At 44.5% G+C, this 14,189-nt stretch carries 12 protein-coding genes, 1 tRNA gene and 1 CRISPR repeat array; of the genes, 6 read left to right on the top strand and 7 right to left on the bottom strand.

What is annotated here, in order from left to right:
- The first annotated feature begins 4 nt into the window (after positions 1–4).
- Entirely contained in the window at positions 5–1,432 is a 1,428-nt protein-coding gene (gatB, locus tag OXI21_RS08605; RefSeq protein WP_279619160.1) for an Asp-tRNA(Asn)/Glu-tRNA(Gln) amidotransferase subunit GatB, read from the top strand.
- Between the two features lie 124 nt (positions 1,433–1,556).
- Here the strand turns inward: gatB and OXI21_RS08600 are convergent, their stop codons facing one another.
- A complete protein-coding gene (locus OXI21_RS08600; RefSeq protein ID WP_279619159.1) occupies positions 1,557–3,233 on the bottom strand; it encodes a formate--tetrahydrofolate ligase in 1,677 nt (558 codons plus the stop codon).
- 387 nt (positions 3,234–3,620) lie between these two features.
- A CRISPR array of direct repeats spans positions 3,621–3,890; the repeat unit is 28 nt; unit sequence GTTAACCGCCGCACAGGCGGCTTAGAAA.
- Between the two features lie 183 nt (positions 3,891–4,073).
- Here OXI21_RS08600 and OXI21_RS08595 point away from each other — a divergent pair.
- Positions 4,074–4,907 carry an endonuclease gene (locus tag OXI21_RS08595; protein WP_279619158.1) on the top strand — a complete coding sequence of 278 codons (834 nt, stop codon included), beginning with the start codon at positions 4,074–4,076 and terminating at the stop codon, positions 4,905–4,907.
- A 42-nt stretch (positions 4,908–4,949) separates the two neighbouring features.
- Here OXI21_RS08595 and OXI21_RS08590 read toward each other — a convergent pair whose 3' ends face one another.
- Positions 4,950–5,405, bottom strand: coding sequence for an Lrp/AsnC family transcriptional regulator (locus OXI21_RS08590; RefSeq protein ID WP_279619157.1), 456 nt, complete (start codon positions 5,403–5,405; stop codon positions 4,950–4,952).
- 148 nt (positions 5,406–5,553) lie between these two features.
- Here OXI21_RS08590 and OXI21_RS08585 point away from each other — a divergent pair, with 148 nt between their 5' ends.
- Positions 5,554–6,171 (top strand): LysE family translocator, encoded by a 618-nt coding sequence (locus OXI21_RS08585; RefSeq protein ID WP_279619156.1) that lies wholly within the window; start codon positions 5,554–5,556, stop codon positions 6,169–6,171.
- A gap of 86 nt (positions 6,172–6,257) precedes the next feature.
- Here the strand turns inward: OXI21_RS08585 and OXI21_RS08580 are convergent, their stop codons facing one another.
- Positions 6,258–6,695 (bottom strand): DUF411 domain-containing protein, encoded by a 438-nt coding sequence (locus OXI21_RS08580; RefSeq protein WP_279619155.1) that lies wholly within the window; start codon positions 6,693–6,695, stop codon positions 6,258–6,260.
- Positions 6,696–7,383: 688 nt separating this feature from the next.
- A complete protein-coding gene (locus tag OXI21_RS08575) occupies positions 7,384–7,554 on the bottom strand; it encodes a hypothetical protein (protein ID WP_279619154.1) in 171 nt (56 codons plus the stop codon).
- Between the two features lie 80 nt (positions 7,555–7,634).
- Between OXI21_RS08575 and OXI21_RS08570 the strand changes: the two genes are divergently transcribed.
- The gene (locus OXI21_RS08570) at positions 7,635–8,015 is read left to right on the top strand and encodes a hypothetical protein (RefSeq protein ID WP_279619153.1); all 381 of its coding nucleotides are present in this window, start codon (positions 7,635–7,637) and stop codon (positions 8,013–8,015) included.
- A gap of 15 nt (positions 8,016–8,030) precedes the next feature.
- Here the strand turns inward: OXI21_RS08570 and OXI21_RS08565 are convergent.
- Positions 8,031–8,107: transfer RNA gene (locus OXI21_RS08565), tRNA-Arg, on the bottom strand.
- Between the two features lie 223 nt (positions 8,108–8,330).
- Here OXI21_RS08565 and OXI21_RS08560 point away from each other — a divergent pair.
- Positions 8,331–10,484 carry a YgiQ family radical SAM protein gene (locus tag OXI21_RS08560; RefSeq protein WP_279619152.1) on the top strand — a complete coding sequence of 718 codons (2,154 nt, stop codon included), beginning with the start codon at positions 8,331–8,333 and terminating at the stop codon, positions 10,482–10,484.
- A gap of 99 nt (positions 10,485–10,583) precedes the next feature.
- Here the strand turns inward: OXI21_RS08560 and lipA are convergent, their stop codons facing one another.
- The gene (gene lipA, locus OXI21_RS08555; RefSeq protein ID WP_347815530.1) at positions 10,584–11,531 is read right to left on the bottom strand and encodes a lipoyl synthase; all 948 of its coding nucleotides are present in this window, start codon (positions 11,529–11,531) and stop codon (positions 10,584–10,586) included.
- Positions 11,532–11,755: 224 nt separating this feature from the next.
- Positions 11,756–12,844, bottom strand: coding sequence for a chorismate synthase (gene aroC, locus OXI21_RS08550; protein WP_279619150.1), 1,089 nt, complete (start codon positions 12,842–12,844; stop codon positions 11,756–11,758).
- 329 nt (positions 12,845–13,173) lie between these two features.
- Here aroC and OXI21_RS08545 point away from each other — a divergent pair, with 329 nt between their 5' ends.
- Positions 13,174–14,172, top strand: a complete 999-nt coding sequence (locus OXI21_RS08545) for an oxidoreductase (protein WP_279619149.1) — start codon at positions 13,174–13,176, stop codon at positions 14,170–14,172.
- Positions 14,173–14,189: the final 17 nt, after the last annotated feature.

Genomic DNA, 14,189 nt, shown 5'->3' with positions numbered 1-14,189 from the left:
AATTATGAGTTGGGAAGTTGTCATTGGTCTTGAGGTTCATGCTCAATTGACCACAAACACAAAAATCTTTTCAGGTTCAAGCACTGCCTATGGCGCTGATCCGAACACACAAGCAAGCTTAGTTGATCTTGCAATGCCAGGCACATTACCGACGCTTAACCGCGCGGTTTTAGATAAAGCAATTTTATTTGCGCTTGCGACAAATTCAAACGTGGAACGCCGGACGATTTTCGAGCGTAAACACTATTTTTATCCAGATTTACCTAAAGGCTATCAAACAAGCCAGCTCGATAAGCCGGTGGTGTATGAAGGGCACCTTGATATTGAGGTCAATGGTGAGACAAAACGTATTCGCATTAACCGTGCACATTTAGAGGAAGATGCGGGAAGCTCACGCCACGGCGTTGTTTATGGCATGACCGGCGTTGACTTAAACCGTGCAGGAACGCCGCTATTAGAGATCGTTTCTGAGCCAGATCTTAATTCTGCTGAAGAGGCGGTTGCTTATCTGCGTCAGCTCCATCAGATCGTCACGTGGTTGGGAATTTGTGATGGAAACATGCAGGAAGGGTCATTCCGCTGCGATGCGAACGTATCGATCCATAAGTCGGGCACGCCATTAGGTACGCGTACTGAGCTTAAAAACATTAACTCATTTAGATTTGTCGAGCAGGCGATCAATTATGAAGTTGAGCGTCAAATCGAAGTACTGGAAGCGGGTGGCGAGATCGTCCAAGAGACGCGCCTCTACGATTCGGATAAAAATGAAACGCGCTCAATGCGTTCAAAAGCGGAAGCGAATGACTATCGTTATTTCCACTGTCCGGACCTTCTTCCGATCATTATTACTGATGAAGCGATTGAAAAAGTTCGCGCAACGTTCCCGATGATGCCTGAAGAGCTTAAAGCGCACTTTATGGAAACCTACGAACTGCCCGAATATGATGCAGGCGTATTAACCCATTCGCGAGTAATGAGTGATTATTTTGTGGCGATGGTGGAAGCCGGCGCTGATGCGAAGATGTCAGCTAACTGGCTTCTTGGCGATGTATCGGCTCACTTAAATGAAAAAGAGATCGAGATCGATGCCTTCACCGTATCGGCGGAGCGTTTAGCAGGGCTACTTGCACGCATTAGCGATAAAACTATTTCAAATAATATCGCGCGAAAAGTCTTTACCAGTATGGTAGATTCTGAGCTTAGCGCTGATGAGATTATCGAGCGTGATGGTCTTAAACAGGTGACGGATACCGGTGCAATCGATGGTTGGATTAGCGAAGTTCTCGAGAAAAATCCAAAACAGGTTGAGCAATATCGAGGCGGTCAAACTAAATTACTCGGCTTCTTTGTTGGCCAGGTGATGAAGTTAAGTCGCGGTAAAGCTGATCCTGCAATGATTAACCAAATGCTCGCGAAAAAATTAAACGATTAATGTGAGTTGCTATTAAGTTAACTTAACAGCGTAACAAAATAGAACCTCGTGATGATCTAACTCTCACGAGGTTTTTGTTTATCCGAAGAATCAGCAGTAGCTAAATAATCAGATAATAGAAATCCTAGAAAAGCCCAGAAATTTTTCCATCCGAGCTTAAGTCAATGCGCTCAGAAGCGGGATGTCTTGGAAGCCCAGGCATCGTCATCATAGTGCCGCTTAAGGCAACGATAAACCCCGCGCCAGCGGAGACTCTAAAATTTCGAATGGTGATGGCAAAATCGGTGGGTCTACCAAGTTTTTTCTTATCATCACTGAAGGAATATTGCGTTTTAGCAACACAGATCGGGAGATGGTCAAGTCCAATCTCGGCAATCAGTTTAAGATCGGTTTTGGCACTCGCAGTTAAAATCACCTCACGGCCACCATAGACTTTCGTCACGATTTGGTGAAGCTTTTCTTCAACGGTCGATCCGCCGTTATAGAGTTTTTTATAGCTTCCATTGTGATTTTCTGCTAAACGAACCACCTCATGCGCAAGCGCTGTCGCGCCATTTCCCCCTTCCGCCCACACGTTCGATACAATCACATTCACGCCATATTCAGCACAGCGTTTTTGGATCGTTTCGATCTCATCATCACTATCGGTAGGGAAGCGATTAATCGCGATGGTGCAAGGCAGTTCATACACATTTTTAATGGTATCGAGATGTTTTTCAAGATTCGGTAGTCCCGCAATCACCGCTTTTATATTGGGTTTACTGAGCTGATCGATCTTGACGCCCCCATGCATTTTAAGCGCCCGAACGGTAGCGACAATCACGACCGCGGACGGTGAAATTCCTGCTGCAGGGCATTTAATATCAAGGAACTTTTCAGCGCCTAAATCTGCTCCAAATCCAGCTTCTGTCACGACATAATCGGCATATTTAAGTGCAAATTTTGTCGCTAAAATGGTGTTGCATCCATGGGCAATATTGGCAAAAGGACCACCGTGAAGCAGAACTGGCGTATGGGCAAGCGTCTGCACTAAATTGGGTTTAAGCGCTTCTTTAAGGAGCACCGCCATCGCGCCTTCCGCCTTTAAATCTCCAGCGGTGACGGGCGTATTATCAAAGGTATAGCCAATAATAATTTTCGCAAGACGGGCTTTAAGATCATCAATGTCTTTAGAGAGGCAGAGAATCGCCATCACTTCGGACGCGACGGTAATATCAAAGCCATCTTCACGTGGTGTCCCATTTTTACGACCATCGAGCCCACTAATAATCGAGCGCAGTTGACGATCATTCATATCTACAGCGCGCTTCCAACTAATTCGGCGTGGGTCGATATTAAGAGCATTCCCTTGGAAAATATGATTATCAATGAGCGCTGCGAGTAGATTGTTCGCTGCCCCAATTGCGTGGAAATCGCCGGTAAAATGAAGGTTAATCTCCTCCATCGGAACGACCTGAGAATAGCCGCCCCCCGTTGCACCGCCTTTCATGCCAAACACAGGACCAAGCGAGGGTTCACGCAGTGCAATCATCGTCTTTTTACCAATAAGACTCAGCGCATCGCCAAGACCCACTGATGTAGTGGTTTTGCCTTCACCTGCAGGCGTTGGAGTAATGGCGGTGACTAAAATCAGCTTGCCATCAGGCGTCTCATCAAATGTGCTGAACGGGAGATTGAGCTTTGCTTTGTAATTGCCGTAAAGATCAAGATGAGCGGGATCCATTCCAATCGATTTTGCTACCTCCACAATCGGCTTCATTGTGTGGCGCTGTGCAATCTCGATATCTGTCATTCCAGACATGTCTATCCTTTTTTTGAGTATTGAATTTTAAATATGAAAATATGAAACAGGTGAGGTGAATAAAATACGCAGATATTATAAGCGAAAATAGAATGAGTGCGAGCAAGAAAGTCTTAATGATAAGAGATATTATTGTGGAATTGAGCATTAATTATCTGGTTTGATCGTTAAGGCTGTTATTTTTAATTTAATTGATATGATGTTTAAATGTTAAATCTATTTTTTAAGGTTGATAAATGAAAAAACGTGCCTTTTTTGATGGATCGGATCTAAAAACAATTTTGCATTCGAAGCGTGCAAATTTCTATTATCTTGAACATTGCCGAGTGCTTGTAAACGGTGGACGGGTTGAATATGTTACCGAGCGCGAGCGGGAATCGCTCTATTTTAACATTCCGCACAGGCGGCTTAGAAACTTGGCATCCGATGGATCAAAGCAACGTTTTTGTTAACCGCCGCACAGGCGGCTTAGAAACTCGCGGTAAAGACGGAAACCCTTACTTTCATAGTTAACCGCCGCACAGGCGGCTTAGAAAATTTTCTCGTTTGTAATTTACCTTCCACGTAAAGTTAACCGCCGCACAGGCGGCTTAGAAATACAGATTCATTGCCAAGTAAAATTTACTTGAGTTAACCGCCGCACAGGCGGCAATAAATCTCGATCGGACAAAAAAGTAGCAAGAGAGGATTGAACGGTGCCAAGTGTCTCGATTAAACGTATAATGCTTTCTCGCGATTCTTTGCAAAACTTATAGGATATTTTCGTTAATTAACGATTTGTAAAGACAATAGAATAGAGTCCCGGATGGATTCAGTGGTTTACTAAACGGATATTTGAAAATGGCACGGAAAAAGAAGCAAAAAACGATTTTAGATAATCTTGCGAAAGAATTATTTAAGAAGAACAATCCCGTTTTTTGGGTGATCGGCGTTATATTACTCGTTCTTTCGTTCTATTTTAATGATTTTTTATTGCAATTACCCGATCTCTCCCCAAAGACAGAGCAACAGCAATCAGAGACTGATTTCCCGATCGATCTTGAGGGATTATCGTTTAATCAAGCAAAATCTCGTTTGGTTCAGCTCTATAAGGATCACCCTGAGCAGAAAGAATTTTATTGTGGCTGTGATTTTAGCTGGGAAGGGAAAAAGGGGATTGTTGATCTCAAAAGTTGTGGCTATAAAATCCGCAAAAATGAAGAGCGCGCGCGCCGGATTGAGTGGGAGCATGTGATGCCTGCGTACGCCTTTGGCAATCAGCTGCGATGCTGGCAAGAGGGCGGGCGGAAAGCGTGTCAAAACAACGCCTATTTTAATGTAATGGAGGGCGATATGCACAATCTTCAGCCGGCGGTTGGTGAGATTAATGGCGATCGTTCCAACTTCCGTTTTAGCGATTTTGAGAAGACATTTACTCAATACGGAAAATGTGAGTTTTACACCGACTTTAAAAATCGCCAAGTCCAGCCTCGCAATGAGGTGAAAGGGATGATCGCGCGGACCTATCTCTATATGGAAAAACGTTATCAGCTTGATGTTGCCGACCAAGAGAAAAAATTGATGACGGTGTGGAACGCGGAACATCCTCCTAAAGCGTGGGAATGTAAGCGCAATAAAATCATTCAATCGATTCAGGGAAATGATAACGAATTTATCACCGAAAAATGCCGTTAATTTTCGTTTAATCGAGCACCCAACGTGATCGTATTGAGCGGTTTACCAGATCGGGAAGATGCGCTCAGCGATCACGTTTTTCATCACAATGGTTGAGGTTAAGCGCAAAATACTCGGGATATTGGAGAGCTTTTCATCATAGAGTTTTTGGAAATCCTCGAGATTTTCAGCCACCACATGGAGCATATAATCCGGATCGCCAAAGAGCCGTTGTGCTTGCACAATCTCCGGAATATCGATCAGCGCATTTTCTAAGCGTTTGATCGAATCATTATTGCCCTCTTTTAAATTAATAAAGACAATTGCCGAAAATTGAAGCCCGATTTTGCTCGGATCAAGCTGCGCCGAATAGCCTTTAATCGCGCCGGATTCCTCCAATTGTTTTACGCGACGATGGCAAGGGGAGAGGCTTAATCCTACGTGATTGGCAAGATCGGTGATCGACATACGGCCATCTTTTTGCAGTGCCGAAAGAATTTTTTTATCTATCGTATCCATGTAGAAGATTCCACTAATAAAGAGGGTGAATTGGAGAAACTTTGAAAGAAAATTCTAGCAAATAAGGGGTATTATTTCTAATTATTATCTTAACAGTAGAAGTTTTTTCCAATTTTATCGATTTTTTAGAAAAAGTGAGTCAATGTAGATGGATTTCGGGATTTTAGCGACTTTTTGGACAGTCTCTTTTCTTTTTGTGATTACCCCAGGCGCGGATTGGGCCTATGCAATTTCAGCGGGCATTCGAGGGAAGGTAGTCCTGCCAGCGGTGTCGGGTATGCTGTTTGGTCACTTTTTAGCCACTGTCGTGGTCGCGCTTGGCGTTGGGGCAATTGTTGCGAAAAGCCCGATTTTAATGACGACGATTACGTTACTTGGTGCAGGGTATCTACTCTGGCTTGGGACCAATTTAGTGCGCTCACCCTCTCGCCCAAGTGAGGCCAGCGTTGCCGATATGAATAGCTCAAAAAGTTGGGCAGTGAAGGGCTTTTTTGTCAGCGGCTTAAATCCAAAAGTTTTACTGCTCTTTTTGGCGCTATTACCCCAATTTACCGATCCGGGCTCATCGTGGGCACTCCCCATTCAGCTCGTATTACTCGGCCTTATTCATATTTTCAGTAGCGCCATTATCTACTCGCTCGTCGGTTATTGCTCGCAAGCGGTATTGCAAACGCGTCCTTCAGCGGCGCTCATTGTCAGCCGAATCTCAGGCTTTTTAATGATCATTATCGCACTGCTTCTCATTATCGGGCAATTACGCGGGTAGTGGGGCTTAATAATGAAGGCTAGCCCTTAACGTTTCTAATCTGAAACTTTAAGCGCTAGCTTTTTTATAGGATGCTTAATAAAGCATTACTCTTGATTAAATCGCTCTTTAATTTCACTAGAATGCTCAATGGTCATAATGCTTAAACTGCCTTCCACTGCCGGGCCCATTCCAGGTGAACTAGCGGGCATTCCAGGAAGTGCAATACCTTTAATATTCGGTGTTTCCTTAAAAAGTTTTTGAATCGATGCGATTGGTACATGTCCTTCAATCACATAATCTCCCATAATCATCGTATGGCAACTAGCGCCTTGATAGGTTCCATATTGATATTTTATTGTCCGCATATCAGGGTGATCGATCGCTTTTACACTCACCCCTTCTTTTTTTAGATAATTTACATATTCTGTACAGCAACCACAATATTTATCTTTGTAAAGAACGGCTTCGGGAAGAGCGGTATCTGCTAGCGTAAAAGAGCTTATTAAAGATAATCCTACTAAATAAAGAGATCGTTTTTTCATCTTATAAATCCTTATAAATGCATATTTAATTAAACCATTCCAAATACTTACTATGGCGAATATTGCGCCTGGAAATGAGTATTATCAGCGTTTTGAAAGGTGTGGAATGGTTGATTTTCGTTATATTTAACTAATTAAATAAGAAGAGCATTTATAGGGGGCGGTAATTCAAGCGTATAGATACCATCGTTCAAATTAACTCGATCCGAAATGATTGTATGATTCGTTGGGTATTCTAGATAAATTGAGGCTCTATATTCGATGAGCGATAAACAGAGCAAACAGTGATGACTACCGCCTAACTCACACATTTCTATGCACCCATGATGGGCAGAGATTGGTTGCTGAAATGCCGAGGCTACCTCACTAGCATGCTCATGCCACGTTAATGTTTGAGTGGGGAGTGTTTCATGATGATCAATAGCACCCGCAACGAAATCACTCATGAGGTATCCCATAAGGAGTCCTATCAGTAAGATTAATCGTAAAAAAGGTCGTAGTGCTAGTATCATGAGTATAAGTATAAATGAAAACGTATGATTCGTATATTTTAAAGAGGTCTTTTGAGTTAAATGTATAAGAGAGCTACCTTTAACTCTTTGTTCTATGGAAGATTAATAATCGACTCGATAGTCTTTTTTGCGGAAAGTAAAACTATCGAGTTTTGTTATTTTGCTGAATACTTCGCTTAACAATTCCCCTTTTTCGCTTGTCCGGGCGGGCAGAAATTGCCGTTTCCATTTTGTTTTGCATCGATGGTAACACCTTCTGAATCAATCACCACACGATTGGGCATATCAGCACGTACTGAGCAGGCGGATAAGAGCATCACGCTCGCCATTAAAAGATAGAGTTTCATCAATTGGTTTCCTTTTTATAAGAATTCTTTGGTTAGTTTTACTAAAATGAACACTCCATTGCAAACAATATAAATTCGGTATGAAATTATTCATTTTTTTATTGATAACTCTGATGGGGCTTGGGGATTACGGAGATTCCCCTATTTTGTTTAATCAGGGAATCGTGATTGAAGAGATGGGACTTGAATTAGCTGATTCTATGGCTCAATCTCACCAAGGATCACAATTAGAGAAATTACTGAGTAATAAGAGTAATCAAAAGAAACATTATCCTCGGCTAATTATTATAGGAGGATTAATTGCATTTTATCTCTATATCTTTGTTCAGAGATTTTTTTATCAGCAGATTGAAGAAAAATTGGGTATTGAGCTTCCCTTTAATCACCTATCAGAGATACTTTTCTGGTTGATGATTGTTATCGTAGGATTAATCGGGGTAATGCTCTTAATGATTGTCTGAAAATAATGAAAGAATTGGCGCCCTAGACAGGAATCGAACCTGTGGCCTTTCTCTTAGGAGGAGAACGCTCTATCCGACTGAGCTACCAGGGCGTGGGGTACTATTCTACGCCTCTCATTTTTAGATGTAAATTTTGCGCTCATTTTTTATGATCTTGATCGGACAAATTGGGATTTTTAGAGCAGGAATTATATTGGATTTTTGCATATGAGAATCATTGTTATCTCAGCGGTTTAATAAATTATCGCAATCTTAAAAAGTCTACAAAAACACGCTATAATGGCCGATTGATTGTTATATTTAAGGGTTACGATTGTGAGAGAGTTTGAGGGCGTGACGCCACTTTTTTCGTATCGAAAGTTTTGGGCGCATCGTTTTGGCACGGCACCATTTTTGCCAACGACGCGCGATGAGATGGATCTTTTAGGATGGGATAGTTGTGACATTATTTTCATCACCGGCGATGCCTATATCGACCATCCAAGTTTTGGTACTGCGATTTTAGGGCGTCTGCTGGAAGCGCAGGGGTTTCGCGTTGGGGTGATTGCCCAGCCGGATTGGAATTCGCTTGATGATTTTATGCGCCTTGGTCCGCCAACCCTCTATTTTGCCATCAATTCGGGCAATATGGATTCGATGGTGAATCACTATACCTCGGATCGTAAAATCCGCCGAAATGATGCCTATACCGCCGGTGATGTGGCGGGAAAACGCCCGGATCGCGCGGTGATTGTCTATACTCAAAAAGTGCGTGAAGCGTATCCTGATACGCCCATTATGATTGGCGGCATTGAGGCATCGCTTCGCCGGGTTGCTCATTATGATTATTGGTCTGAATCGATTCGCCGTTCGATTTTGCTCGATTCTAAAGCTGATCTTTTACTCTTTGGGAATGGTGAGCGCTCGATTGTGGAGCTTAGTCATCGCCTTGCACGGGGAGAATCGATCTCTGAGATCACCGATATTCGCGGCTCTGCCATCTCACTGCCTCACGGAAAAAATCATTTTGAGCGCGCTGAACTCGATTCAACGCATTTCGACCATGTGGGGAAAATCGACCCTTATATTAATCCCTATGGCGAAGCGATCGACGGGAAAACCTGTAAAACTAATGTCGCGCTCGAAGCCCCGACGGAGCAGCAAGCCAAAGAGAGCGAGAAAATTAAGCGCGATGAGCTCGCGATTCGTCTCCCAAGTTTTGAGGATGTGTCCGAAACGCCGGCGCTCTATGCTCACGCGAGCCGAATTTTGCACCTTGAAACCAATCCGTTTAATGCACGTCCCCTTGTACAGCAACATGGTGACCGCGATATTTGGATCAATCCGCCACCGATTCCACTCTCAACCGAGGAGATGGATGCCGTTTATGCGCTCCCCTTTGAGCGTAATCCGCATCCGAGTTATGGCGATGCGAAAATTCCGGCATGGGAGATGATTAAACACTCGGTCAGCATTATGCGCGGCTGTTTTGGTGGCTGTTCATTCTGCTCGATTACCGAACATGAAGGGCGGATTATTCAGAGCCGTTCTGAACAATCGATTCTAAATGAGATTGAAGAGATTCGCGATCGTACCAAAGGATTTACCGGTTATATCTCCGATCTTGGCGGGCCGACGGCGAATATGTATCGTCTTTCCTGTAAAGACCCCAATATTGAGAAGCATTGCCGTAAGCTCTCGTGCGTCTATCCAAATGTGTGCCAAAATTTAAATACCGATCACGGACCACTCATTGATCTTTATCGAAAAGCCCGTGAGATTGAGGGGATTAAGCGAGTCCATATTGCCTCTGGCGTGCGCTATGATTTGGCGGCGCAAGATCCGCGCTATATCAAAGAGCTTGTGACCCATCATGTGGGCGGGTATCTTAAAATTGCGCCAGAACATACTGAAGAAGGGCCACTTTCGAAGATGATGAAGCCGTCGATGAAGAGCTACGATGATTTTAAACGTCTCTTTGAAAAGTACTCAAAAGAGGCGGAGAAAGAGCAATATTTGATTCCTTATTTTATCGCAGCTCACCCCGGAACGACCGATGAAGATATGATGAATCTTGCACTGTGGCTCAAAGAGAATGGGTTTAGGGCCGATCAGGTGCAGGCATTTTTGCCGACGCCGATGTCGCTTGCGACCGCTATGTATTATTCAGAGCGCAATCCCTTAAAACCGGTGAAACGAGATTCAGAGCAGGTTGGCACTGCAAAAGGGATGCGTCGTCGCCGCTTGCATAAGGCGTTTTTACGCTATCACGACCCCGAAAATTGGCCGTTACTGCGTCAAGAATTGCGTTATATGGGGCGTGCTGATCTGATTGGTAATCGCAAAGAGCATCTCATTCCGGCGGAGAGTCGTAGTGAACGGGCTGACAATCGTCGCGGACGCAATCGCCGTGGAGCAGGAGGGGCGCGTGGAAAACAGTTTACCACTAATTATCAAGGCATCCCGCGTAAACGCTCGCCTAAATCGTAGTAGCTGATTTATCAATAAACGCTAAAAGTGGGGCGCAAAGAAAAAGCCTAGGAATCGTGTTGATTATCTCCTAGGCTTTTTCAATACGTGATTTGCAACTTAATGAAGTTCGGTAACTTCTGAGGCTTGCTCATCAGCATGGTAGCTTGAACGCACCATTGCACCAACGTAGGCATTTTTAAAGCCTAAACGATACGCTTCCGCTTCATACTCTTTAAAGGTTTCCGGCGTCACATAACGCTCAACATTTAGATGGCCATCTGAGGGCTGAAGATATTGCCCGATGGTGATCATCTCAATATCGTGCGCGCGCATATCACGCATCAATTCATACACCTCTTCATCGGTTTCACCAAGGCCCACCATGATGCCCGATTTTGTCGTGATATCGGGATTCATTGCTTTATAGCGCTTTAATAGGTCGAGCGAGTTTTGATAATCCGCGCCTGGGCGTGCTTTCTTATAAAGACGAGGTACGGTCTCTAAGTTGTGGTTTAACACGGTTGGTTGCGTTTCAGTTAAGATCTCAAGCGCCACATCTAAGCGGCCGCGAAAGTCAGGAACTAAAATTTCAATTTCCGTTTTTGGTGATGCGTTACGAATTTCAGTAATACATTCTGCAAAATGGCCAGCGCCTCCATCACGGAGATCATCACGGTCAACGGAGGTAATTACCACATAATTAAGGCGGAGATTGGCTACCGTTTCGGCAAGGCGTTTCGGCTCTTCGGCGTCAAGAGGAAGCGGGCGACCGTGGCCGACATCACAGAAAGGGCAGCGGCGCGTACAGATATCGCCCATAATCATAAAGGTGGCGGTGCCTTTATTGAAACATTCGCCAATATTGGGGCACATCGCCTCTTCACACACTGAGTGGAGTTTTTGCTCGCGCAGAAGGGAGGTGATCTCCTCAAAACGCTGGCCGCTTGGGATTTTTGCCTTAATCCAACTCGGCTTTTTAAGGCGCTCTTCTTTTGGAACGCTCACCACTTTAATGGGGATACGAGCCGTTTTATCGGCACCGCGTAATTTCGTTCCTTCTTTCATTCTGCTCACAACGCTCATCCTCTCATTGGTTTAGTTTTACGAAATAATTAGTATACGGGATCACCGCGAAATCCGCTAGTAACCCGCCTCTTATCCATGCACAAATTACCTAAATTTACACACCGATCGAATCACAACAATGCGGACGAAAACGCGTAATTCAAGCCCAAAAAAACCACTTAAGTGTAAGTGGTTTTAGATCGTTCAGTTGTCAGAAATTTATTCTATTTTATAACGCCGATATTACGACCGGTTTGGCCGCGGTGACGAAGTGCATGATCGAGTAGCACGATGGCCAGCATCGCTTCAGCAATGGGTGTGGCGCGAATTCCGACGCAAGGATCGTGGCGACCTTTGGTAATCACCGTCGCAGGATTGCCCTCTTTATCGATGGTCTGGCCTTCTAAACGGAGGCTTGAGGTGGGTTTTAGGGCAATGTGCGCAATGATCGGTTGCCCCGATGAAATGCCCCCTAAAATTCCGCCAGCGTGATTTGATAGAAAGCCTGAATCGGCATCAATTTCATCACGGAAATCGGTGCCTAACGCGTCAATGCAATCAAATCCATCGCCAATTTCAACACCTTTTACTGCATTAATGCCCATCATGGCGTGTGCAATATCCGCATCGAGGCGATCAAATACCGGCTCACCAAGCCCAACGGGGACATTTTCCGCCACCACGGAGACTTTCGCGCCGATGGAATTGCCCGATTTACGCAGCTGATCCATATAGGTTTCAAGCTCAGCAATATCGGCTAGATTCGGCCAAAAGAAGGGATTGCCCTCCGATTCAATGGCGGATTTATCAAACGCCGAGGGTTTAATGGGGCCAAGTTGGGAGAGATAGCCATAAATTACCGTGCCGTAAAGGGTTTTAAGTGCTTTTTTTGCAATTGCACCCGCCGCAACGCGAATCGCCGTTTCCCGAGCGCTTGAACGCCCGCCGCCGCGATAATCACGATGGCCATATTTATGATAATAGGTATAGTCGGCATGCCCCGGTCTAAAGAGGTCTTTAATATCGTTATAATCTTTTGAGCGCTGGTCTTCATTATGAATGATAAGCGCGATGGAGGTGCCGGTGGTTTTGCCCTCAAATACGCCCGATAAAATGGTAACGCGATCTGCTTCTCGGCGCTGAGTGGTATGGCGTGAGGTGCCCGGTTTACGGCGATCGAGATCGATCTGAATCTCCTCTTCTGAGATTTCAATCCCGGGAGGACAGCCGTCAACGATGGCTACGAGCGCTTTTCCGTGACTCTCGCCGGCGGTAGAAACAGTGAATAATTGACCAATATGATTTCCTGCCACAATAGATCCTTCTTGTATTATGTATTAACGATATTAAAGATAAATTAAAATTTAGACCGATTTTTCATTCTACCCAATTTAGCGCCTTTCGGGAAAGAAAAACGCCCGAGGATAGGAAAATCATTCATGATATATAGCATTAATGAGGCAATTAAGGAAAGGAAATGCATGAAAATGAGTGTTTTAGCAGACAGATCAATCCTGAAAAAGTGACTTCTTAGCATATATTTACAAAGACATCACTATATTTACGCTTCGTTATAGGAATTTTGAATAATCGGGTTATTATAGTAAGCAATCCCGATCAATATTCTCAAAGAGGAGTCTTTATGTCATTTCGTGCACTGGTGTTAGATCAAACGGAAAATGGCGATCAAACGGCAACGATCAAGGTCATCAACTTAAAAGAATTACAACAGGAAGAGGGCGAGGTGCTGGTTAAAGTGGCCTATTCCACGCTCAATTATAAAGATGCCTTAGCGATTACGGGGACGGGAAAAATTGCGCGTCGCCTCCCGATGATTGCCGGCATTGATGCGGTTGGCGAGGTGATTCAGGATCAAAGTGGGTATTTTAAAAAGGGCGATCGCGTCTTAATCAATGGCAATGGCCTTGGTGAAACTCATTGGGGCGGATTGTCGGACTATATTTTCGTTAAATCCAAATGGCTTATTGATCTTCCGGATAATCTCTCAGAATGGGATACGATGGCGCTTGGAACAGCGGGATATACTGCGGCGCTTTGCGTTCAGAGATTACTGCAACATGGCATTAAGCCCGATCGTGGGGATATTTTAGTCTCAGGGGCGACGGGCGGCGTTGGACTTGTGGCGGTTTATCTCTTAAGTCAGCTTGGATTTTCCGTCACGGCGCTCACCTCGAAAGTCGATGAGACGGAGTTTTTCAATAAACTTGGGGCTCAAGCGATTGAAGCGGCGCAACCTTATTATGAAGCCGGTCGTCCGCTTAAAAAAGCGCGCTGGCAAGCGGCAGTGGATGTGGTCGGTTCCCATACGCTTGCGAATATTGCCTCTGAAATTGAGTATGGCGGGGCGATTGCAGCGTGCGGTTTAGCGCAGGGAATGGATTTTCCAGGGAATGTAGCACCCTTTATTTTGCGCGGGGTAACGCTTTATGGAATCGATAGTGTTTATGCACCGATGGAGCGCCGCGAAAAAGCGTGGGAACTCCTTAATGAATATATGACGACCCCATTTTTATCGGATTATGCGACCACCATTTCACTCGATGAATCGATTGAGATCGCCGAGAAGATGATGCAAGGCGCGATTAAAGGACGTTTTGTGGTGGATTTAAGTAAGAAATAAAGTCAGCAATAATTCGT

The organism is Ignatzschineria sp. RMDPL8A, from assembly GCF_029815055.1.
Lineage (GTDB): Bacteria > Pseudomonadota > Gammaproteobacteria > Cardiobacteriales > Wohlfahrtiimonadaceae > CALZBJ01.
The sequence above is the reverse complement of the archived record's forward strand: the minus strand, read 5'-3'. Positions and strand labels throughout refer to the sequence as shown.